This is a genomic window from Pseudomonas sp. 05N432 (assembly GCF_056396945.1).
The window spans coordinates 183,315-204,745 of the sequence record NZ_JBFTMM010000008.1 but is presented as its reverse complement, the minus strand read 5'-3'; the positions used below and the strand labels follow the sequence as shown (position 1 = coordinate 204,745).

The following is a 21,431-nucleotide window of genomic DNA, read 5'->3' as shown; positions in this document are numbered from 1 at the left end:
CGACGCGGTTCTGTGCAGTGAAATGAAAGTCCGCCCAGGGCCAACATGGGCGGACTTTTTTATGCCGTCAGTTTTTCTCCAGGTCCACGTCCTTGGTTTCGCGCAAGCAGAGCATACCCACCACCAGGCTCACCCCGGTGATCAGTATCGGGTACCACAGCCCGTAGAAAATATCCCCGGTGTACACCACCAGCGCAAACGACACGGTCGGCAGGAAACCACCAAACCAGCCGTTGCCGATGTGGTACGGCAGGGACATCGAGGTGTAGCGGATGCGCGTCGGGAACAGTTCGACCATCAGTGCCGCCAGCGGCCCGTAGCACATCGCCGAAATGATGATCAGCGCCACGATCAGCACGACGATCATCGGTTTGTTGATCTGCTGGGTGTCCGCCTGTTGCGGGTAGCCGGCCAGGGTCACGGCACCGCGCAGGGCGGCTTCGTCGTAACCGTCGATTTTTACATCGCCAACGCTGACCTGCACGGTGCTGCCAGCAGGGGCGGCTTTGCTGCTGTAAGGCAGGCCTTGTTTGACCAGGAAGGTTTTGACCTTGTCGCAGGGGCTGTCAAAACGCGCCTTGCCGACCGGGTCGAACTGGAAGGTGCAGGTGGCCGGGTCGGCCAGCACGCTGATTGGCGCTTGTTGACTGGCGCGGTCGATGGCCGGGTTGGCGTAATGGGCCAGGGTTTTGAAGATCGGGAAGTACAGCACGGTGGCCAGCAACAGGCCGATCATCAGGATCGGTTTGCGCCCGACCCGATCCGACAGCCAGCCGAAGAAAATGAAGAACGGTGCACCGATCACCACGCTGACAATCAGCAAGGTGTTGGCCAGGGCCGGGTCCATTTTCAGGAACTGGGTGAGGAAGAACAGCACGTAGAATTGTGCCGCATAGAAGGTCACCGCTTGCCCGGCGTTGATGCTGAACAGCGCAATCAGCACGACTTTGAGGTTTTCCCAGTTACCGAAGGATTCGCGGATCGGTGCTTTGCAGGACTTGCCTTCTTCTTTCATTTTCAAGAAGGCCGGCGACTCGTGCAGGCTCAGGCGAATCCAGGTCGAAATGCCCAGCAGCACGATCGACAGCAGGAACGGAATGCGCCAGCCCCAGACTTCGAACTGATCACCGGTGAAGTAGCGGCAGCCGAGCACCACCAGCAGCGAGAGCAGCAAACCGAGGGTCGCGGTGGACTGAATCCAGCTGGTGTGGAAACCGCGTTTGCCGACGGGTGCGTGTTCTGCCACATAGGTCGCGGCACCGCCGTACTCGCCACCGAGTGCCAGGCCCTGGAGCATGCGCAGCACCACCAGGATGATCGGTGCGGCAATGCCGATGCTGGCGTAGGTCGGCAGCAGGCCAACGGAGAAGGTTGCCAGGCCCATCAGGATGATCGTGGCGAGGAAGGTGTATTTGCGCCCGATCATGTCCCCCAGTCGACCGAACACCAGAGCGCCAAACGGCCGCACGATGAAACCGGCAGCAAAGGCCATCAGTGCGAAGATGAAGGCGGTGGTGTCATTCACCCCGGCGAAGAACTGTTTGCTGATCACCGCCGCGAGGGCGCCGTAGAGGAAGAAGTCATACCACTCGAACACCGTCCCGAGGGACGAGGCGAAGATGACTTTCTGGGTTTCCTTGCTGGTGCCGGCGCTGAGCGTTGCGGCGATGGCTTGRGCCTGTTCTGACATGTCGGTATCCCTCACAGTGTTTATTTATTGTTGTTCCACTGTCAGCGCCGGCCGTGTGGGCTGGCGCCGCTCCTACTGGTATTGCGTGGCCTTTGGGGGAGCGAGCCTGCTCGCGAAGGCGTTGTGTCAGTCACCATCAGAGGTGGCTGACAGGCCTCTTCGCGAGCAGGTTCGCTCCCACAGGGTGGGTGTTTATAGGGGGGTTGAGAATCAGTTGCGCCGCTTTCTCGGCGATCATCAGTGTCGGTGAGCAGGTATTGCCCGAGGTGATGTGCGGCATGATCGACGCATCGGCGATACGCAATCCGGGGATGCCGTGAACCCGCAGCTGGGCATCGACCACGGCATCGGCATCGTTGCCCATGCGGCAGGTACCGACCGGGTGGAAAATCGTTGTGCCGATGCGCGCGGCGGCTTCGTGCAGTTGTTCTTCGCTTTGCAAGGCCGCGCCCGGCAGGTATTCGACCGGGTTGAACGGTTGCAAGGCCGGTGCGGCAACGATGCGCCGGGTCAGGCGAATCGCATCGGCGGCAACGCRCAGGTCTTCGGGGTGGCTCAGGTAATTGGGCTGAATCAACGGCGGCTGATGCGGGTCGGCCGAACGAATCTCGACACGGCCACGGCTTTGCGGGCGCAGGTCGCAGACCGACGCGGTGAACGCCGGGAACGCATGCAAGGGTTCGCCGAAGCGCTCAAGCGAAAGCGGCTGGACGTGGTATTCGAGGTTCGCCGAGGTTTGTTCCGGTCCGGAGCGGGCGAAAGCGCCGAGTTGACTGGGGGCCATCGACAGCGGGCCACTGCGGTCGTACAGATAGCGCAAGCCCATGCCGATTTTACCCCACAGGCTGCCGGCGATCTGGTTCAGGGTCCGGGCGTTTTCCAGTTTATAGATCAGCCGTAGTTGCAAGTGATCCTGCAGGTTGCCACCCACGCCATTGAGCTCGTGGGCGACGCCGATGCCCAGGCGTTTGAGCAAGCCGCCCGGGCCGATGCCGGAACGTTGCAGGATGCTCGGCGAACCGACCGAACCGGCGCTGAGGATGATCTCCCGACGGGCCGCAAAGGTTTTTACCTGGCCTTGCCAGCGGGCGCTGATCTTGGATGCCCGGCCGTTTTCCAGCAGCACGCGGTCGACGTCGACACCGGTCAGGACGGTAAGGTTAGGCCGATGGCGGACCGGATTGAGAAAGGCCTTGGCAGCATTCCAGCGTACCCCGGCTTTCTGATTCACCTGGAAGTAACCGCAACCCTCGTTGTCGCCCTGGTTGAAATCATCGACGCTGGCGATGCCGCTTTGTTCGGCGGCGCTGCGGAAGGCGTCGAGAATCGGCCACGACAGCCGCTGGCGCTCGACGCGCCATTCACCGGCGGCGCCGTGAAAGGCCGAGTCACCGGCAAAATGGTTTTCACTCTGTTTGAACAACGGCAACACGTCGTTCCAGCTCCAGCCGGGGTTGCCCTCGGCGGCCCAGCGGTCGTAATCGCCGGCCTGGCCGCGCATGTAGATCATGCCGTTGATCGATGAGCTGCCGCCCAGCACCTTGCCGCGCGGGTAGCTCAGGCTGCGGCCTTGCAGGCCGGTTTGCGCTTCGGTCTTGAAGCACCAGTCGGTGCGCGGGTTACCGATGCAAAACAGGTAACCGACCGGAATGTGAATCCACGGGTAGTTATCGCGCCCACCGGCTTCAAGCAGCAACACCCGGTGTTGTGGGTTGGCGGAGAGCCGGTTGGCCAGCAGGCAGCCGGCCGGTCCGGCGCCGACCACGATGTAATCGTATGCATCAACGGCAGGTTGCATCCATGACCTCGCAGCATGTTGTTCTTATTGGGATCCATCCTAGTTGTTAGTTTTCGGCAAAAGAATGTTAGTTTTTGCTCAGCTGCTGTGCGTTTTTAAACAGTGATCAACTCCCACGCATGCAAGGAAGGCTGATGTTCGACTGGAATGACCTGCGTTTTTTTCTCGAATTGCAACGCAGTGGCCGCTTGCTGACCGCCGCCCGACGTTTGAAAACCACCCACGCTACGGTGGCGCGGCACATCGAGGCGATTGAAACGAGCCTCGGCACCGCGCTGTTTGTCCAGCAAGCCCAGGGTTACCAACTGACCCCGGCGGGTGAAGCGCTGCTCAAACATGCTGAAGCCATGGAGAACGTCGCCTTGCTGGCGCAGGAGGAGATCACCCAGTCCAGTGCGCCGCTGGGCAAGATTCGGGTCGGGGTGACCGAAGGCTTGGGGATCATGTTCCTCGCCAGCCGCATGCAGGGTTTGTTTGATCGCTATCCGGGGCTGGAAGTGGAGCTGGTGGCGGTGCCGCGTTTCGTCAGTATCCTCAATCGCGAAGCCGAGATCAGTATTCATCTGGAGCGCCCGGCCGCCGATATGCTGGTCACTCGCAAGCTCACGGATTACCGTTTGGCGCTTTACGCCAGCCAGGCTTACCTCGACCGTTCGCCTCCGTTGCGCAGCCGCGAGGACCTGGCGCGGCATGCCTGGATCGGTTATGTCGACGATTTGTTGTTCAGTCAGGAGTTGATGTTTCTCAACAGTTTTTGCCGCAGCCCTCAGGTGGTGTTTCACAGCACCAGTGTGATTGCCCAGCAGCAGGCGGCGCGCTCGGGGTTGGGGATCGCGGTGTTGCCGTGTTACATGGCCAGCCACGATCCGGAGCTGGTGCCGCTGTTGCCGGCTGAAAGTATTCAGCGCAGTTATTGGATCAGTACTCGTCGTGAGTTGCACAAGTCAGTGCGCTTGCGGGTGTTGTGGGATTACGTGGTGGGGTTGTGTGATCGCGAGCAGGCGCTGCTGCTTGGTCCCACCTCTCAACCGTAGGCTGCAATCTTTTGATCCTGACAGCCGACCCATCTCCCGCAGATGTACACCAATCAAAACTGTGGGAGCTGGCTTGCCTGCGAAGACGCCCTGACAGCCGCCCAATCTCTCGCAGATGTACCCCAATCAAACCTGTGGGAGCGGGCTTGCCTGCGAAGGCGCCCTGACAGCCGCCCAATCTCTTGCAGATGCACACCAATCAAAACTGTGGGAGCGGGCTTGCCTGCGAAGGCGCCCCGACAGCCGCCCAATCTCTTGCAGATGCACACCAATCAAAACTGTGGGAGCGAGCCTGCTCGCGATGGCGACCTGACAGTCAACCAATCACTCACAGATGTACGCCAATCAATACTGCGGAAACGCGGCTTGCTGGTGATAGCAATTTTACCGACGCCATCGCTGGCAAGGGCCAGGCGCGCGCGTGCTCTGGGGTTACGGGGCAATTTCGAACGCAGAGCTTCCCAGTCGCTCACCATTAATCATGATGTGTACCGCATGCGTGCCTGCGTAATGTTTGCGGGTGGTCAGTTCTCGGATCTGCTGGGTACGGCTGAAGGCTTGTCGGGCGTGGGCGGGCAGGGTGAGGCCCTTGAGTTTGAAGACTTTAGCCGAGGTTGCACCCGAGGCTTTGACGTAGTCGATGGCGTAATCGACCACCAGTCGCTGGCTATCACTGGCGGTTGAATGAAGGTCGAACGAGAGCTTTATGGTCTCGCCAAGACTGATCACCGCCGGTTCAACCTTGAGGTTATGGATCTGGACCTCGGGTTTGCCGCCAGCGCCGATAATGGCCAGTGCCCGTTGGTTGCCTTGTTTGATCAGGCTGCGCAGCGCGTGTTTGGCGATCCACGCGGTGCGCGGGTCTTCCAGCGACCAGCCTTCGATCAGGCTCAGCACCCACTCGGGGTGGTCCTTGGTGATGTCGTTGAGGTGGTTGGCCACCGACTTGCGCACGTAAAGGCTGCTGTCGGCCTTGAGGTTGTCGAGGATTGCTGCTGCCAGCGTCGGGTCGGCTTGCACCGGTTCCAGGCGAAACGACCACGGCAGGCGCGGGCGACTGCCTTCGCTGGCCAGGCGGCGGACGTGTTCGTTGTCGTCCAGCGACCAGTCGTGCATCAGTGCCAGTGAGCGTTCGAAGTCGCTGCGCAGAAAATGCCGGATCGCGAACTCCGAAGATCCGAACGCGGTGAAGTACTTGAGCGCATCCATCGACAACTCGAACGCGTGAGCGCCATAAGTGGCGACGTAGTGGGGCAGGAACATGCTGACGAAGCCACTGTTCAAGCGTGGTGCGAGCGGGCGCAGGATTTCCAGTGTCTGCTCATAGCTCAGCGGCAACACCGCGTGCAGGCATTCACCGACCCGTGCCATACGCTGCATCACCGACAACTCGGCCAAACCTTCATTGGCCAGTTTCAGGAACGCCCTGGCGTTGAACGCCGGGTACACCGCGTGCATTTCGCTGGCGATGTGTTGCAAGCGCTCGGCGTTGAAGATTTCCTTCAGGGCGGGGGAGGATTGCTCGGTGCTACTCATCGTGGATTCCTTTCAACATTTCAGAGCAAAAGATCGCGGCCTGCGGCAACTCCCACGGGGAACGCGATCTTTTTTGGCTTCAAGGTTTGACCGTCTCTTCCTCAATCCGATCCGCCTCGAACAACCGCGCCAGTTCGGCTCGGGCTTCCTGGGCACTTTGCATGACTTTCGCGGCATCGTCGTAGATCGCGTGCTGGGCTTCGAGCACTTGTTCGTCGTGATGCTTGAAACGCTCGATGCGGGCGTCGGCCTGGGTCTGGCTCAGGCCCAGGCCGAGCAGGGTTCGGCGACTCATTTCCAGGCTTGAATAATAGGTTTCGCGGATCGCCTCGGCGCCGAGGTCGACCAGGCGGTGTACGTGCTGACGGTTACGCGCACGGGCGATGATTTTCATGTGCGGGTAGAGCTTGCGCACCAGTTCGGCGGTCTTGATGTTGGTGTCCGGGTCATCGGTGGCAATCACAAAGAACTCCGCCTGCCCGACCTTGGCCGCGTGGAGTATTTCCGGGCGCATCGGGTCGCCATAGAACACCGGAACACCGCCAAAACTGCGCGACAGCTCGATGGTTTCCACCGATGTATCGAGGGCGACGAACTGGATTTTTTGTGCCCGCAGAATCCGCGCGACGATCTGGCCCATACGGCCCAGGCCGGCGATGACTACGCGGGGGGCGTCGGTGTCGATTTCGCGCAAGTGTGGCGGCACGGCGACGGGCTCGATCTTCGATTTCACCAGTCGACCGCACATCAGCAGCAACAGCGGGGTCACGGCCATCGACAGGGTGATGGTCAGCACCTGAAGGTCGTACATCCGTGGGTCGAACAAGCCTTGATCACGACCGATCTTGAACACCACGAACGCAAATTCACCACCCGCCGCCAGCACGATGCCCAGGCGCAACGCACTCAGCCGATTCAAACCTCCGGCCAGTCGCCCGACGACAAACAGCATCGGCAGCTTGAGCATGATCAGCAGCAGGGTCAGGCCCAGCACCGTCGCCGGGGCGCTGAACAGCAGGCTGATGTTGGCGCCCATGCCGACACTGATGAAAAACAGCCCCAGCAACAGGCCCTTGAACGGTTCGATCTGTGCTTCCAGTTCATGGCGGTATTCCGAGTCCGCCAGCAGCAAGCCGGCGAGGAATGCGCCGAGTGCCATCGACACGCCGACCAGGTCCATCAGCCAGGCAGTGCCGATCACCACGAGCAGCGCAGTGGCGGTCGAGACTTCCGGCAGGCCGGTTTTGGCGACCACACGAAACACCGGCCGCAACAGGTAACGCCCGCCGATCACCACCACTGCGATGCTGCCGAGCACCCGCAGGACATGGTTCAAATCGTCAGCGGCGGACGTGCTGTGATCACCGCCGGCGAGCAGCGGCACCATGGCGATCAGCGGGATCGCGGCGATGTCCTGAAACAGCAGAATCGCAAATGCCAGGCGCCCGTGCGGGCTGGTCAGTTCCTTGCGTTCAGCCAGGCTTTGCAGGCCGAAGGCGGTGGACGACAACGCCAATCCCAGGCCGAGCACTATCGCGCTGTTGAGCGCCTGGCCGAACACGTAGAACGCCAGCACGCCGATCACCGAACCGGTCAGCAGCACCTGCGCCAGACCGACGCCGAACACCGCTTTGCGCATCACCCACAGCCGTCGTGGCGACAGCTCAAGGCCGATGATGAACAGCAGCAAGACCACGCCGAGCTCGGAGATATGGCTGACGCTTTGCGGGTTGCCGATCAACCCCAGCACCGACGGCCCGATGATGACGCCGGCCAGCAGATAGCCCAACACCGCGCCCAGTTGCAGGCGTTTGGCCAAAGGCACGGTGAGCACCGCCGCGAACAGAAAGACGACAGCGGCTTGCAACAGGTTGCCTTCATGGGGCATGGCTTACTCCTGGGAAAACGTCGAACAACAAAAATTGCAGACAATCATCGGTTGGCAAGGCGCCAAGGATAAAGGCTGGACCGGCATCAGTCAGTCATGAGTGCCGGTTATCGCGGATTTTAGCGTTACATTTTGCATCAATTTGTTACATTCATAGGATAAACTGATCAATTCGTTTGCCGGTGAGTGCGTGTCATGGCCATCAACTTCGACCTGAATGACTTGCAGGCTTTTCGCGCCGTGGTCGAGCAGGGCAGCTTTCGCAAGGCCGCCGACGCGGTGCGCATCTCCCAGCCGGCGCTGAGTCGGCGGATTGAAAAGCTCGAAGACGCGCTGGGCGTCAAACTGTTTGAGCGCACCACTCGCCGCGTGAGCCTGACCCAGGCCGGGCGAGCGTTTGCGCCGAGTGTCGACCGGTTGCTGGATGACCTGGATGTGGCGTTGCTGGGGATCAGCGACGTGGCGTCGACCCGTTTGGGCTACGTCACCGTGGCCTGCGTGCCGTCGGCGGCTTACTACTTCATGCCGCGAGTGGTCGCCCAATACCATCAGCGTTTTCCGCGAATCAAGGTCAAGGTGCTCGACTCCAGCGCCCATGACGTGCTGAGCGCAGTGGTCAATGGCGAGGCGGATTTCGGCTTGAGTTTCATGGGCACGCTGGAGGCCGACGTCGAGTTCGAACCGTTGGTGCAGGAACGTTATGTGGTCGCTTGCCGGCGTGATCACGCCTTGGCCAACCGCGCCAGTGTGAGCTGGAGCGAGCTGTACCAGCAGGATTACATCTCCCTCGACAAGACGTCGGGCAATCGCTTCCTGCTGGATCAGGCGTTGAGCGGGATTGTTCCGGCGCGTCAGAGCATCTGCGAAACCCGACACGTCACCACCATGATCGGCCTGGTTGAAGCAGGGCTGGGGATCGCTGCGGTACCGTTGATGGCCATGCCCGGCAATGACCACCCGATTCTGACTCACATACCGCTGACTGATCCGCAAGTGATGCGCAGCGTCGGCCTGCTCAAGCGTCGGGGACGGACGCTGACGCCGGCGGCGTTGGAGCTGGAACGGCTGATTATTGAAATGAAGGTCAAGCCGGCCTCAGCCTGGATCGGCTGAGGCCGGCGCCAGCCTTAACGGCTGACCGAGTCCAGTCCGGTTGCCTTGACATCTGGCTGGGCGGCCGGGGACGCGAGGTAGTCGAGCAAGGCTTTGGCTTGCACCGGATGTTGCGCACCAACCGGGATGCCAGCAGCAAAGCGTGTCACCGACTGCACGGATTCCGGAATCTTGCCGACGAAGGTCACGCCGGGCACCGGGAGCAATTCACTGACCTGTTGAAAGCCCAATTGGTAGTCGCCCGTGGCAACCACCGAAGCCACCGGGATTTTCGGCACCATGGTCGATTTGGCTTTGAGCTGCGGCTCGATCCCCAGGCGCTTGAACAGCTGATCCTGGATGTACACGCCACTGGCGCTGTCGGAGTAGGCCACGGATTTGGCATTGAGCAATGTCGTCTTCAGCCCCTCGACCGAGCTGATATCCGGCTTCGCCGCACCCTCGCGCACCACCAGGCCAATCCTCGAATCGGCCAGTTCAACCCGTGACCCGGGCAAGACCTTGCCTTGCTTGATCAACTCATCCAGGGCGTAGCCGACCATGATCACCACATCGGCCTGCTCACCACGGGCCAGCCGGTTGGGGATCGCTTCAGGCGCCTTGCCCATCGACGGGCCGAGCGCTGTATCGAGCGTGTTACCAGTAGCGGCGGCGAACTTTGGACCGAGTACTTTGTAGGCGGCCGTGAAGCCGCCGGAGGTCATCACGTGCAGTTCTTCAGCCTGGGCAACGCTGCTCAGGCCCAGGGCGCCGATCAGGGTCAGCGCCGCAAAATTCAGTAATTTCTTCATCAGCTTTTCTCTGTCTGGGGTTGGCTTATTGCACGGCGACTTGTAAACGACCGGTCGAGCTCCGGTACAGGTACAGCGTTGCGCACAACGCACACAGCGCGGCGAAACTCATCCAGTAACCGGGGGCGGCCTTGTCGCCAGAGTACTGAATCAGGAAGGTCGAAATCGCCGGGGTGAAGCCGCCGAATACTGCGGTCGCCAGGCTGTAGGCCAGGGAGAAACCGGCCACGCGGACTTCCACCGGCATGATTTCGGTCAGTGCTGCAACCATGGCGCCGTTGTACAAACCGTAGATGAACGACAACCACAGCAGTACCAACAGCATGTTGATGAAGCTCGGTGCCTGGACCAGATACGTCAATGCCGGGTAGGCCGTGGCCAAGGTCAGCAGGGTCATCGCCACCAGCACCGGGCGCCGACCGATGCGGTCCGACAGTGCGCCACCCAGTGGTAGCCAGCAGAAGTTCGACACGCCGACCAGCAAGGTCACCAGTAGCGCATCGGAAGTGCTCAGGTGCAGCACGGTTTTGCCAAAGGTCGGCGCGTACACGGTGATCAGGTAAAACGCGGTGGTGGTCAGCGCCACCATCAGCATACCGGCGATCACGATCTGCCAGTTTTGCAGCAAGGTGCCGAACACCTGACGCATGCTTGGGCGGTGGCGGCGGGCGGTGAACTCTGCGGTTTCTTCAAGGCTGCGCCGCAGCAGGAAAATAAACGGCACGATCATGCAACCGACGAAAAACGGAATGCGCCAGCCCCAGTCGGCAACCACTGTCGCCGGCATCCATTGGTTCAGCGCATAGCCCAGCGCGGCAGCAACGACGATCGCCACTTGCTGGCTGGCCGACTGCCAACTGGTGAAAAAGCCCTTGCGGCCCGGCGTGGCGATTTCCGCCAGGTACACCGACACGCCGCCCAGTTCTGCACCGGCGGAGAAGCCCTGAAGCAGACGGCCGATCAACACCAGCGCCGGAGCGAACAGACCGATGGTCTCGTAGCCGGGCACCAGCACAATCAGAATCGTGCCGCTGGCCATGATCGACAGGGTGACGATCAAGCCTTTGCGGCGGCCGACATCATCGATGTAGGCACCAAGAATCACCGCGCCCAAAGGACGCATCAGAAAACCTGCGCCAAACACTGCGAAGGTCATCATCAGCGAGGCGAATTCGCTGCTGGCAGGGAAGAACGCCGCCGCAATATAGGTGGCGTAGAAACCGAAGAGGAAGAAGTCGAACTGTTCCAGGAAGTTGCCCGAGGTGACCCGGAAAATTGCACTGACTTTGCTGCGAGCGGATGTCGCTGGCGGATGGGTTGTAGCCTGCATGTTGTGTCTCCCGCGCTTTTATGACATGCGCAACGTGGCGCATGGATATTATTAAGGCCGGATACTGGGGCAGGTCGATCGATATGATAAGTGCATATTTAACATCCATTGATGCGTATGGATTATCACTGCGGTGAGATCAATCGCAGAATCATCGCTACAGTGAGGTGTGAGCGTTTCGAATGACCGGACGCAATGGCGGTCCTAGAGCGGGTGTCACCCATTCACTGGAGAAATACCGATGCTGCGTCAAAGAAATCTGGCTGCCATGGCGGTGCTTGTGAGTCTTGCAGTTATCTGCCCGACGGTCCTGGCCGCCGATACCCTGCAAACCATCGTCCAGTCGGCGCCAATCAATGCTCGCAACCTGCACGTCGGCGACCAGGCACCGGACGTCTACACCCGCAGCGAAAAAGCCCTGGTCGACTGGAAAAGACGCGGCTTGAATACCCCGCAAAGTCAGACCCAGTGGGTGCAAATCAACGACAAGTACATGCTGGTGCAGACCACCAACGGGCAGATTCTGGCGGTCATGCCGATAGAGCGTTGAGCTTGCGCCTGCATCAGTGTCTTCAACAGGATTGCCCTGCAGCGCGAAATCTGAGAAAACGCGGGCCGTGTGTTTAGGGTCATCGCGAACGAGAGAGCAGTAATGAACGAAGAATTGCAGGTCATCGACCTTGAACTGGGCGACGGCAAAGCCGCCGTTAAAGGCGCCTTGATTACCACCCAGTACCGCGGTTTTCTGGAGGACGGTACGCCGTTCGATTCTTCCTGGGAGCGCGGCAAACCCTTTCAATGCGTGATCGGCACCGGCCGAGTGATCAAGGGCTGGGATCAGGGCTTGATGGGCATGAAGGTCGGCGGCAAGCGCAAGTTGCTGGTACCGGCGCACTTGGCGTATGGCGAGCGCTCGATGGGCGCCATCCCGCCCAACTCCAACCTGGTTTTCGAGATTGAATTGCTCGAAGTGCTGACCCGCGACGACTGACCGCTGTTATGCCTCGAACCCCGGCAACTGGCTGATTCGCTCGCTGAGAAACTCGGTGAGCAACCGCGCACGCAACGGTCGGTAGCGGCGTTCGGGGTAGAGCGGATTTCAGATCGGCCCTTGAAGTCCGGCATAGTGAAAGGCAACTCCGTTTGTAAGAGGCAGAGGCATGGCGAAGCACGTCAGTGCGCAAACGCTTCAGGGTATTTGTCCAGATAGGCATCATTGAGCTGCGTATCCTGGGAACGCATGAAAGTTTTGAAGTCGGGTACCAGAAAGACCAGCAGAGACAACAGCAGCACCATGACGCCCAGCAGCGTGATTGTCAGTGCAACCCCCAGATAGGCGATCAGGGTATTCATCGCGAAACTGCCCAAGGGGCTAGCCGCCGCAGACAGAAATGAAACCGTGGCAAAAATCCGGTTGCGATGGAGCTTTGGCGTCGCCAGCAACCTCACAGCGGAGGTGGGGATGTTGATCAACATCAGGCCGACGCCGCCGCAGAAGAAGGCCACGGGCACGATGAACGACGATGAAACGGTGCCGACTGCCACCAGATTGCCCCCCAGTAATGCAAAACCTGCGGACACACACATGTCACGGGGGACCCGGTCGGATAACCAGCCGATGATCTTGTAACTGCCCGCCAGAATGCCCAGCCCGAAGCACGAATCCAGAAGACCGATGTAAGTGACCGGGTACTGGATGACGTCCTTTACGTACAGTGGGATCAGGATGGTGAAGAACGGAAACAGGGCAAAGTTGATCAGCATTGCAATGATGGCCAGGTAAAATTCGACTTTCACTCCGTAAACCACTTTGAAGCCGGAATAGATCATGCTGAAGCCGCTGGCACCCGGGGCTTTTTCGCCTTGACCAGTGGCACCGATGTGGCTCGGGATGGTCGCGATCAACGCCCCGGCGATGAGAATCGCAAAAAAATCGGCGGCAAAGGCGAATGTGATACCGAACCCGTAAATCAACCCGCTGGCCAGTACCGGCCCCAGCAGAATGGAAAAGGACGACATCACGCTTTTGGTCCGAAAGGCCAGGGAGACTTTATCGTCGTCTGCAAACAAAGGAATGATCGACGCCTGGAGAGGGTCGCGTACGCCGACGATCGCACTGCTGATCATCATCAGCGCGCCCACCGTCCAGGGGTTGAACGACCCCGTGGCGGACAGCACCACCATCAACAGTGCTGTCAGCAGGCTGATCCATGAGGCCAGCTTGATGATCAGGATTTTGTTGTACTTGTCCCCCAGCCATCCCAGCAGAGGCTTGGCTAACACTTCCGCCGCGATGGAACAGGCAATCATGTTGGCGAAATAGAGCGCAGAGCCTGTTTCCTGCAAGGTCCACCAGGCCACCGCCAGTTGATTGCACCGTCCTCCCAGAACCATCAGCAAAAAACTGAATTGCACTTTCAGCAGACGCCGGTCGATGCCGGGAAAGCCCCACGTAATGCCTGAAAAATTTGCACTCATTGACATTCCTTTGATCGGGATAGGGCGACTGCGCAAGCAGGAACGTTCAAGAGTACAGGTCGACGCGGCCCCTGAAACAAACTCAACTTGTTCTAGCGCTGTTCCGCGGCATATCCCATGACCATTGGGTGAATGCAGGGTTGCCAATATCGACGTGATCGACGACTATCCTTCCCGCAGATAGGTATAGGGGGTATGGGTATGTCGCACATTCACGAACACAAGGACGATCTGCTGAAGCGGGTTCGTCGTATCGCCGGCCAGGTTCAAGCCGTCGAGCGCGCGTTGGAGTCGGAGGCCGACTGCGCCAAAACCCTGCATCTGGTCGCGGCGATTCGTGGCGCGGTCAACGGTCTGATGGATCAATTCATCGAAGCCCACGCCCGTGAACACGTGGCCAGCCCCGAGCTCAGCGATCAAGAACGCGCCGAAGGCCTTGAAGAGTTGCTGCAAGCCATTCGTCGTTACTCAAATTGAAGGTCATGCAACCCATGAGCAGTACACCTCAGGTTTCACGTTATTCCCACGATCACATGTTCCTGGGGGCCACCCACGATGAGAATGCCAGACGCACGCTGTGGGTCGTCGCGCTGACGTTCGTCATGATGGTTGGCGAGATCATTGCCGGTTACATCACCGGGTCCATGGCGCTGTTGGCGGACGGTTTCCATATGGCAACCCATGTCGGTGCGCTGGGCATTACCGCAATCGCCTACGGGTTTGCCAGACGCAACGCCGGTAATGCGCGCTACAGTTTTGGTACGGGCAAAGTAGGGGATCTGGCGGGCTTCGCCTCGGCCATGGTGCTGGGGCTGGTCTCGATCGTCATTGCTGTAGAGTCCGTCATGCGGTTGTTTCAACCGACTACCGTGGCCTTCACCGAAGCAACGCTGATCGCCGTAGTGGGCCTGGCCGTGAACATCGTCAGCGCGCTTTTACTGGCCGGCAACTCTGCGCATCATGACCATGGTCACGGACATGAGCACCATCACGACAACAATCTGCGTTCGGCTTATGTCCATGTGCTGGCCGATGCGATGACTTCCGTGCTGGCAATTGCTGCGTTGTTGGCCGGTCGCTATCTGGGTTGGGTCTGGCTGGACCCGGTGATGGGTATCGTCGGCGCAATCGTGATCGCCAATTGGGCCTTGGGCTTGATGCGAGACAGCGCCGCGGTGCTGCTGGACACGACCGATGAACACGTCGCCGCCGAAGTTCGTGAGCTGCTTGAGTCGACAGGCGATGTCAGCATCACCGACCTGCATGTCTGGCGCGTAGGCCCGCAGGCCCGAGCGGCGATTGTCAGCGTCGTGACCTCGGCAGCCGTCACGGCCGATGCCATCCGCGAACGGCTGGCCCCGGTCCATGAGCTGTCACACCTGACGGTTGAATATCGCAACGCTTGAGCAATCACCACGCTCATCGCTAAACCTCCTACCGCTCGCGAAACACCGGAATGCGCCCGTTCAGTGACGGGCGGTACTCCCAGGCAAGCTGATCCAGCAAATCGTTGTGCGTCAGGATTTCGCTGAGCGTGGCGCTGGCGATGTTCAAGGCCAGTGCCTGGCCGGGGCACTGGTGGCGGCCGGCGCCGAAGGTGAAGCTGCGGCGGGTTGGGCGGTCGAGGAGCAAGGCGTCCGGGTTGTCATTGAGCTGTGGGTCGCGGTTGGCCGAGGCCAGCAGTACCAGGATGACATCGCCGGGTTTGAGACTCACGCCATCGATTTCACAAGGCGCGCTGACGAAGCGACGGGTGTTCTGCACCGAAGGGTCATGGCGCTGGACTTCCGCCAACAGATCTTTGACCCGCGCCGGGTCACGCTGCATTTCAGCCTTGAGCTTTGGATTGCGGATCAAGGCCAGCACGGCGTTGCCGATCAACCCGGCAGTGGCCTCATAGGTCTGGGAAAGCAGGCCAATCAGGTTGGCGCGCAGGGTGTCGGGGTTTGCCAGGCGTTGACGAATCCCTTCAAGTAGAGGGCTTTGGTGATCCTGTGCGCTGAGGCGTTCTACGAAGTAACCGTTCAACTGTTCCGCCGCCGCATGGGCCGTGTCCAACTGGGCCGGGCTGCTCAGGGGTGACAGGCACGCGACGAAATCAGCCGTCAGTTTACTGAGGGTTCGAGCTTCGGCTGGCGTAAAGCCGAGTAACGCAGCGACCACGCACACCGGGCCCATGAACATGGCCTTGTGCAGTCCGTCAGCAGATGGGCTGATCAACCGGGCGCGCACCAGTGCGCCGACTTCATCGGTGTCGATCACTTCAAGTCCCGGCTGTATGGCCGACCTCGGGCAGCGCTGGCGTTCGCCATCGTTCATTCGCATCAATTGCCCAAACACTTTGCCAGCCGCGCCGTGTGCAATGGCGTTGGGCACCGGTTCGTGGGCCGGCCGGACCTTGCAGTCAGGATGCGCCAGCACGGCGGCAACGGCCTGGGCACTGCTGGCCACCCACAGACTCAGTCCTTGATGAAATGAAAGGCCGCCGTCGGCTCGCAGGCTGGCGTAATAAGGGTAGGGATCGGTATGTGTCGCGGCGATGATCGGGTCCATGAAGCGCTGCCTTATTCGTGGGTGGAAAGTGTTGCTACTATCTCCAGTCGGGCAGGGCGACGATTCGTCAGGGAGCGAAATATGAACGTAGAGCAGCACGACATTGGCGTCTCGCAAGTGGCGGCAGCCATTGCCGAGCCGGCCCGAACGAAAATCCTTTGCTCACTGATGGACGGCCACGCGCGCACCAGTACTGAACTGGCCGTGATCGCCGACGTCAGCGCCTCTACCGCCAGTGCCCACTTGGCGAAACTCAAGGAACTTGCCTTGKTGCGGCTGCATGTTCAGGGGCGGCATCGTTATTACAGCCTGGCGGATCAACGGGTCGCCCAGGCCCTGGAAGCGCTGATGGTGATCGGCCAAAACGCGGCGCCAACCTTTACTCCCCGAACCCCGGATCGCCTGCAATTTGCTCGCACTTGCTACGACCATATGGCCGGCACCTTGGCCGTGCTGCTGCATGACCGGATGCTGGAAGCGGGTTGGTTGGCAATGTCGGAGCAGGGTGATCAGCAGCACACGCTGAGTGAAACCGGTGAGCGGTTTTTCGAAGGGCTGGGCATCGACGTGAAGTCCTTGAGCAGTCTGCGTCGACGTTTTGCCTGCCCTTGTCTCGACTGGAGCATGCGTCGCCCGCATCTCGGCGGCTCACTGGGCGCGGCGTTGCTGCAAACGGCGATCAAGCGCAAATGGCTGATACAGGATCTGGACAGTCGGGCGCTGGCGTTGACGGCGACCGGGCGTAAAGAGATCACAGCCAGATTCGCGATTGAACTGCCGGCACTGACGAAGGTGAACCTGCGGGGTGCCACTGAGTCGGGCAGTCGCTCGGTTGTCAGTCCTTCGCCGTAACCGGCCGGTATTCGCTATCGGCTGGCCGAGGCCATCAGCACGCCGAAGCTGGCGAACGTAACGCCTGACACCTTCGCCGCCAGCCAGGAACCTTTTTGGCTCGACAGCCAGCCTTTGGCCGCATTGGCGAGCAGGGCATAGCTGCTGTGGATCAGGATCACCAGCACGCTGTAGGAGCTGACCAGGGTAAAAAACTGGCGGTAGTAGTGCGTCGAGGTGTCGATGAACTGCGGGAACACCGCGAGAAAGAAGAACACCGCTTTTGGGTTCAACAGCTGCAGCGATGCCGCTTCGACGAAGCGATACCCAGGACCCGACGAGTTCACTTCACGCTCAGGGATGAAACGATCAGTGCGCCAGCTTTTGTAACCCAGGTACAGGAGGTACGCGGCACCGGCATATTTCAGCACGGTGAACGCGCTCGCGGAGGTCGCGAGTATCAGGCCCACGCTGGTCGCGCTGATCCCGGCGACGACAAACGCCCCGAGGGCGATGCCCAGGATACCCGGCAGCGCGCCGGTCCAGCCATGGCGCAGGGAATTGGTCAGCGTGAGCACCACGCCGGGCCCGGGACTCAGAATGGTCAGGGCGGCGAACAGTAAAAACAATCCGTAGCTATTCATCTCTCACTCCATCAGGTGGCATCGGCTGCATGCCCGCAGATTGGCGTGACGATGAAGGTGTGACAAACGCTTTAATTGCACGGCATATGTGACTAAATTAGACGCATGATTAATCAACTCCCTCCCCTGAATGCGGTTCGCGCTTTCGCGGCCGCCGCTCGTCATCAGAGCTTCAGCCTCGCGGCCGAGGAACTGCATGTCAGCCACAGTGCCGTCAGCCGTCACATCAAACGGCTTGAGGAACATCTGGGCGTGCTGCTGTTCGAACGGCGCATCCGGCAATCGGTGCTGACCCCGGCGGGACAGAGCTTCTATGAACAGGTCAGCGCGGGCCTGTCACAGATTGCCAACGCCGCCGCAGCGCTCAAGCAACACGCCTCGCTGCGTACCGTAAAGATCAACGTCCGTCCGACCTTTGCCCAGCGCTGGCTGAGACCCAGGCTGGCGGAGTTCATGGCGCTGCACCCGGAGATCAAACCCGAGGTGGTCACGTCCACGCTGGCGCCCGATCATGCACGAGACGGGTTCGACGTCGTTATTCGACGGGGTCGCGACGGCTGGGCGCCGGACATTTATGCTCAGGTACTGTTTGAAGACGAATTGCTGCTGGTCGCGGCGCCTGCGCTGATCAAGCGTCTGCCGCTCGACGACTTGGTCGGCCTGAGCCGACACACCTTACTGACCGCCAAGACCCGCCGTGAGGACTGGCACAACTGGGCCCTGCTGTTCGGCGAAACGCAGTCAGCGACTCAGATGACGTTGCAGTTCGATCACATGCAGCCGGTGCTTCAGGCTGCCGTGGAGGGACAGGGCATAGCCTTGTGTCCGGCCTCATTGCTGGGCGATGACCTGTCGGGCGGCCGTCTGATTTGCCCATTGCCCGAACTGCGCATGCCGTTGCCGCGTTACTACTACGGTGTTGCGCCGGATGTGACAGAGCAAACCCAGGTGTTTCTGGAATGGCTGTTTGCCCGGCTCGACGTAGATGCCGGCCAATAAAAAAGCCCACCCACCGCGTGAGCGATGGGTGGGCTTTTCAGTGCCGCAAGCGCTGGATCAGACCTTGACGATCCAGCCTTCTGGCGCTTCGATGTCGCCGGTCTGCACACCGGTCAGCTCTTTGTAGAGCTTCTGGGTGACCGGGCCGACTTCGGTTTCGCTGTGGAACACGTGCAGTTTGCCGTTGTACTCGATGCCGCCGATCGGCGTGATCACCGCAGCAGTACCGCAGGCGCCGGCTTCCTTGAAGTCGCTGATCTTGTCGATGAACACGTCGCCTTCAACGACTTCCATACCCAGACGCGATTTTGCCAGCTCGATCAACGACAGACGGGTGATACCCGGCAATACCGAAGGGGATTTCGGCGTGACGAATTTGTTGTCCTGGGTGATACCAAAGAAGTTGGCCGAGCCGACTTCTTCGATCTTCGTGTGGGTCATCGGGTCCAGGTAGATGCAGTCGGCGAAGTGCGCCTTCTTGGCCTGGGAGCCAGGCATCAGGCTGGCGGCGTAGTTGCCACCGACCTTGGCAGCGCCGGTGCCTTGTGGCGCGGCGCGGTCGTAGCTGGAGATCAGGAAGTTGTGCGGGGTCAGGCCGCCTTTGAAATAGGCGCCGACCGGGATGCAGAAGATCGAGAAGATGAACTCGGGAGCGGTACGCACGCCGATGTTGTCACCCACGCCGATCACGAACGGACGCAGGTACAGCGCGCCGCCAGTGCCGTACGGCGGAATGAAACGCTCGTTGGCACGCACCACGGCCTTGCAGGCCTCGACAAATTGTTCGGTGTCGACCTGTGGCATCAGCAGGCGAGCGCAGCTGCGCTGCATGCGTGCGGCGTTCTGGTCCGGGCGGAACAGGTTGATCGAACCATCCTTGCAGCGGTAGGCCTTCAGGCCTTCGAAGCATTGCTGGCCATAGTGAAGGGCAGTGGAACCTTCGCTGATGTGCAGCACGTTATCTTCGGTCAGGGTGCCTTTGTCCCAGGCGCCATCGCGCCAGTGCGACAGATAGCGCTTGTCTGTCTTGATGTAGTCAAAACCCAGCTTGTCCCAATTGATGCTTTCGTTACCCATGACACCCTCTATCACTTAACAATCGCCTGAATGGTTCAAGGCTTCTGACGTTTTTCTGGATGGGGACAACAATACTTCATTCCGGGCCTAAATCGCAGCCTGGAATGCGATATCCCCGTAGCAGCTGCCGAGCACCGCGAGGCTGCGTTCGGCGGCGCAGCCGTCGTAATCCGGCTGACGCGGTCAGCCTGCAATAACGCGGTTGCAGATTTTGCGACGGCTTTGCCGCCGAACGCAGCCTCGCGGAGCTCGGCAGCTGCTACGAGGGGTGCGGCAGTTTTTTACAGATGCAACGCGTGCCCCAAGGCGCGCAACGCCGCTTCCTGCACCGCTTCACCCAACGTCGGGTGGGCGTGGATGGTGCCGGCGATGTCTTCCAGGCGTGCGCCCATTTCCAGGGACTGGCCGAATGCCGTCGACAACTCGGACACCCCGACACCCACCGCTTGCCAGCCGACAATCAGATGATTGTCACGTCGCGCGACCACCCGTACGAAGCCGCTTTTCGATTCCAGGGTCATCGCCCGGCCGTTGGCAGCGAACGGGAAGCTCGACACGATGCAATCCAGACCTGCGGCCTTGGCCTCGTCCGGGGTTTTACCGACTACCACCAGTTCCGGGTCGGTAAAGCACACGGCAGCGATGGCGGTGGGGTTGAACTCGCGGTGTTTGCCCGAGATCAACTCGGCGACCATTTCACCCTGCGCCATGGCGCGGTGGGCGAGCATCGGCTCGCCGCTCAGGTCGCCGATGGCCCAGACGTTGCGCATGCTGGTCGCGCAGCGGTTGTCGATCTTGATCGCCGAGCCGTTCATGTCCAGGTTCAACGCTTCAAGGTTCCAGCCCTGGGTGTTGGGTTTACGCCCAACCGCCACCAGCACCTGATCGGTGGCCAGGCTCAGGGTTTCACCATTCGGGTCGCGCACTTGCAAGGTATTGGCTTGTAAATCAAAGCCTTCGACGCTGTGCTTCAAGTAAAGCTTCACGCCGAGTTGCTTGAGCGCTTCGTTGACCGGCTGGGTCAGTTCGGCATCGTAGGCTGGCAGAATCCGATCCTGCGCCTCGACCACGCTCACTTCAGCGCCGAGCTTGCGGTAGGCAATGCCCAGCTCAAGCCCGATGTAGCCGCCACCGACCACGATCAGCCGTTTTGGTACGCTTTTCGGCGCCAGTGCTTCGGTGGAAGAGATGATCGGCCCGCCAATTGGCAGCATCGGCAGGTTGACGCTTTTCGAACCGGTGGCCAGCAGCAGGTGCTCGCACTGGATACGGGTGTCGCCGACTTCGACGGTTTTACCGTCGATGACCTTGGCCCAGCCTTGAATGACCTGGACCTTGTGCTTTTTCAGCAGCGCCGCGACGCCGGTGGTCAGGCGGTCAACGATGCCGTCCTTCCACTCGACGCTTTTGCCGATGTCCAGGGTCGGCGCCGAGACGTTGATTCCGAGGGCCGAATGCTGGCTGTGGTGCTGAGTCTGATGGAACTGCTCGGCCACATGAATCAGCGCTTTCGACGGTATGCAGCCAATGTTCAGGCAGGTGCCGCCGAGCGCCTGGCCTTCGACCAGAATGGTGCTGATGCCCAGCTGGCCCGCGCGGATCGCCGCCACATAACCGCCAGGGCCGCCGCCGATAATCAGCAGCGTGGTGTTCAGAGTCTGTTGCATGC

At 60.4% G+C, this 21,431-nt stretch carries 19 protein-coding genes; 8 read left to right on the top strand and 11 right to left on the bottom strand.

Annotated features, from left to right (window positions below; all coding sequences use genetic code 11):
- Positions 1-67 precede the first annotated feature (67 nt).
- Together AC1DHT_RS11205 and AC1DHT_RS11200 are read right to left on the bottom strand one after the other, a co-directional pair.
- Positions 68-1,690: an MFS transporter gene (locus AC1DHT_RS11205; RefSeq protein ID WP_427539226.1), complete on the bottom strand. Its 1,623-nt coding sequence runs from the start codon at positions 1,688-1,690 to the stop codon at positions 68-70.
- A gap of 136 nt (positions 1,691-1,826) precedes the next feature.
- Positions 1,827-3,488: a GMC family oxidoreductase gene (locus tag AC1DHT_RS11200; protein ID WP_477761357.1), complete on the bottom strand. Its 1,662-nt coding sequence runs from the start codon at positions 3,486-3,488 to the stop codon at positions 1,827-1,829.
- Between the two features lie 134 nt (positions 3,489-3,622).
- Here AC1DHT_RS11200 and AC1DHT_RS11195 point away from each other — a divergent pair, with 134 nt between their 5' ends.
- Positions 3,623-4,522 (top strand): LysR family transcriptional regulator, encoded by a 900-nt coding sequence (locus tag AC1DHT_RS11195; protein ID WP_427539232.1) that lies wholly within the window; start codon positions 3,623-3,625, stop codon positions 4,520-4,522.
- Between the two features lie 432 nt (positions 4,523-4,954).
- Here AC1DHT_RS11195 and AC1DHT_RS11190 read toward each other — a convergent pair whose 3' ends face one another.
- Both AC1DHT_RS11190 and AC1DHT_RS11185 read right to left on the bottom strand, forming a co-directional pair.
- Positions 4,955-6,058 (bottom strand): DNA alkylation repair protein, encoded by a 1,104-nt coding sequence (locus AC1DHT_RS11190; protein WP_427539235.1) that lies wholly within the window; start codon positions 6,056-6,058, stop codon positions 4,955-4,957.
- A gap of 79 nt (positions 6,059-6,137) precedes the next feature.
- Positions 6,138-7,946: a monovalent cation:proton antiporter-2 (CPA2) family protein gene (locus tag AC1DHT_RS11185; RefSeq protein ID WP_427539238.1), complete on the bottom strand. Its 1,809-nt coding sequence runs from the start codon at positions 7,944-7,946 to the stop codon at positions 6,138-6,140.
- A 195-nt stretch (positions 7,947-8,141) separates the two neighbouring features.
- Between AC1DHT_RS11185 and AC1DHT_RS11180 the strand changes: the two genes are divergently transcribed.
- The gene (locus tag AC1DHT_RS11180) at positions 8,142-9,059 is read left to right on the top strand and encodes a LysR family transcriptional regulator (protein ID WP_427539241.1); all 918 of its coding nucleotides are present in this window, start codon (positions 8,142-8,144) and stop codon (positions 9,057-9,059) included.
- A 14-nt stretch (positions 9,060-9,073) separates the two neighbouring features.
- Here the strand turns inward: AC1DHT_RS11180 and AC1DHT_RS11175 are convergent, their stop codons facing one another.
- Both AC1DHT_RS11175 and tcuC read right to left on the bottom strand, forming a co-directional pair.
- The gene (locus AC1DHT_RS11175; protein ID WP_427539244.1) at positions 9,074-9,850 is read right to left on the bottom strand and encodes a substrate-binding domain-containing protein; all 777 of its coding nucleotides are present in this window, start codon (positions 9,848-9,850) and stop codon (positions 9,074-9,076) included.
- Between the two features lie 25 nt (positions 9,851-9,875).
- Positions 9,876-11,180 (bottom strand): MFS transporter, encoded by a 1,305-nt coding sequence (gene tcuC / locus AC1DHT_RS11170; protein WP_427539247.1) that lies wholly within the window; start codon positions 11,178-11,180, stop codon positions 9,876-9,878.
- A gap of 241 nt (positions 11,181-11,421) precedes the next feature.
- Here tcuC and AC1DHT_RS11165 point away from each other — a divergent pair, with 241 nt between their 5' ends.
- The gene (locus tag AC1DHT_RS11165; RefSeq protein ID WP_427539250.1) at positions 11,422-11,730 is read left to right on the top strand and encodes an RcnB family protein; all 309 of its coding nucleotides are present in this window, start codon (positions 11,422-11,424) and stop codon (positions 11,728-11,730) included.
- A 102-nt stretch (positions 11,731-11,832) separates the two neighbouring features.
- Positions 11,833-12,171, top strand: coding sequence for an FKBP-type peptidyl-prolyl cis-trans isomerase (locus AC1DHT_RS11160; protein WP_054597673.1), 339 nt, complete (start codon positions 11,833-11,835; stop codon positions 12,169-12,171).
- A 182-nt stretch (positions 12,172-12,353) separates the two neighbouring features.
- Here AC1DHT_RS11160 and AC1DHT_RS11155 read toward each other — a convergent pair whose 3' ends face one another.
- On the bottom strand, positions 12,354-13,694 hold the full coding sequence (locus AC1DHT_RS11155; RefSeq protein ID WP_442114746.1) for an MFS transporter: 1,341 nt from the start codon (positions 13,692-13,694) through the stop codon (positions 12,354-12,356).
- A 165-nt stretch (positions 13,695-13,859) separates the two neighbouring features.
- On the opposite strand from AC1DHT_RS11155, the gene AC1DHT_RS11150 reads away from it, so the two are divergent.
- Positions 13,860-14,135 carry a metal/formaldehyde-sensitive transcriptional repressor gene (locus AC1DHT_RS11150; RefSeq protein ID WP_054598351.1) on the top strand — a complete coding sequence of 92 codons (276 nt, stop codon included), beginning with the start codon at positions 13,860-13,862 and terminating at the stop codon, positions 14,133-14,135.
- Positions 14,136-14,149: 14 nt separating this feature from the next.
- Positions 14,150-15,064 carry a CDF family Co(II)/Ni(II) efflux transporter DmeF gene (gene dmeF / locus AC1DHT_RS11145; RefSeq protein ID WP_427539256.1) on the top strand — a complete coding sequence of 305 codons (915 nt, stop codon included), beginning with the start codon at positions 14,150-14,152 and terminating at the stop codon, positions 15,062-15,064.
- 28 nt (positions 15,065-15,092) lie between these two features.
- Here dmeF and AC1DHT_RS11140 read toward each other — a convergent pair whose 3' ends face one another.
- Positions 15,093-16,211 carry a cytochrome P450 gene (locus tag AC1DHT_RS11140; protein ID WP_427539259.1) on the bottom strand — a complete coding sequence of 373 codons (1,119 nt, stop codon included), beginning with the start codon at positions 16,209-16,211 and terminating at the stop codon, positions 15,093-15,095.
- A gap of 81 nt (positions 16,212-16,292) precedes the next feature.
- Between AC1DHT_RS11140 and AC1DHT_RS11135 the strand changes: the two genes are divergently transcribed.
- Entirely contained in the window at positions 16,293-17,063 is a 771-nt protein-coding gene (locus AC1DHT_RS11135; protein WP_477761356.1) for an ArsR/SmtB family transcription factor, read from the top strand.
- A 14-nt stretch (positions 17,064-17,077) separates the two neighbouring features.
- On the opposite strand, the gene AC1DHT_RS11130 is transcribed toward AC1DHT_RS11135, so the two are convergent.
- The gene (locus AC1DHT_RS11130; protein WP_054597668.1) at positions 17,078-17,686 is read right to left on the bottom strand and encodes a LysE family translocator; all 609 of its coding nucleotides are present in this window, start codon (positions 17,684-17,686) and stop codon (positions 17,078-17,080) included.
- A gap of 105 nt (positions 17,687-17,791) precedes the next feature.
- Here AC1DHT_RS11130 and AC1DHT_RS11125 point away from each other — a divergent pair, with 105 nt between their 5' ends.
- On the top strand, positions 17,792-18,685 hold the full coding sequence (locus AC1DHT_RS11125) for a LysR substrate-binding domain-containing protein (protein ID WP_427539266.1): 894 nt from the start codon (positions 17,792-17,794) through the stop codon (positions 18,683-18,685).
- 57 nt (positions 18,686-18,742) lie between these two features.
- On the opposite strand, the gene AC1DHT_RS11120 is transcribed toward AC1DHT_RS11125, so the two are convergent.
- A complete protein-coding gene (locus tag AC1DHT_RS11120; protein WP_427528068.1) occupies positions 18,743-19,762 on the bottom strand; it encodes a branched-chain amino acid aminotransferase in 1,020 nt (339 codons plus the stop codon).
- 281 nt (positions 19,763-20,043) lie between these two features.
- Complete coding sequence (lpdA, locus tag AC1DHT_RS11115) at positions 20,044-21,429, bottom strand: dihydrolipoyl dehydrogenase (protein ID WP_427539269.1); 1,386 nt, start codon at positions 21,427-21,429, stop codon at positions 20,044-20,046.
- Positions 21,430-21,431: the final 2 nt, after the last annotated feature.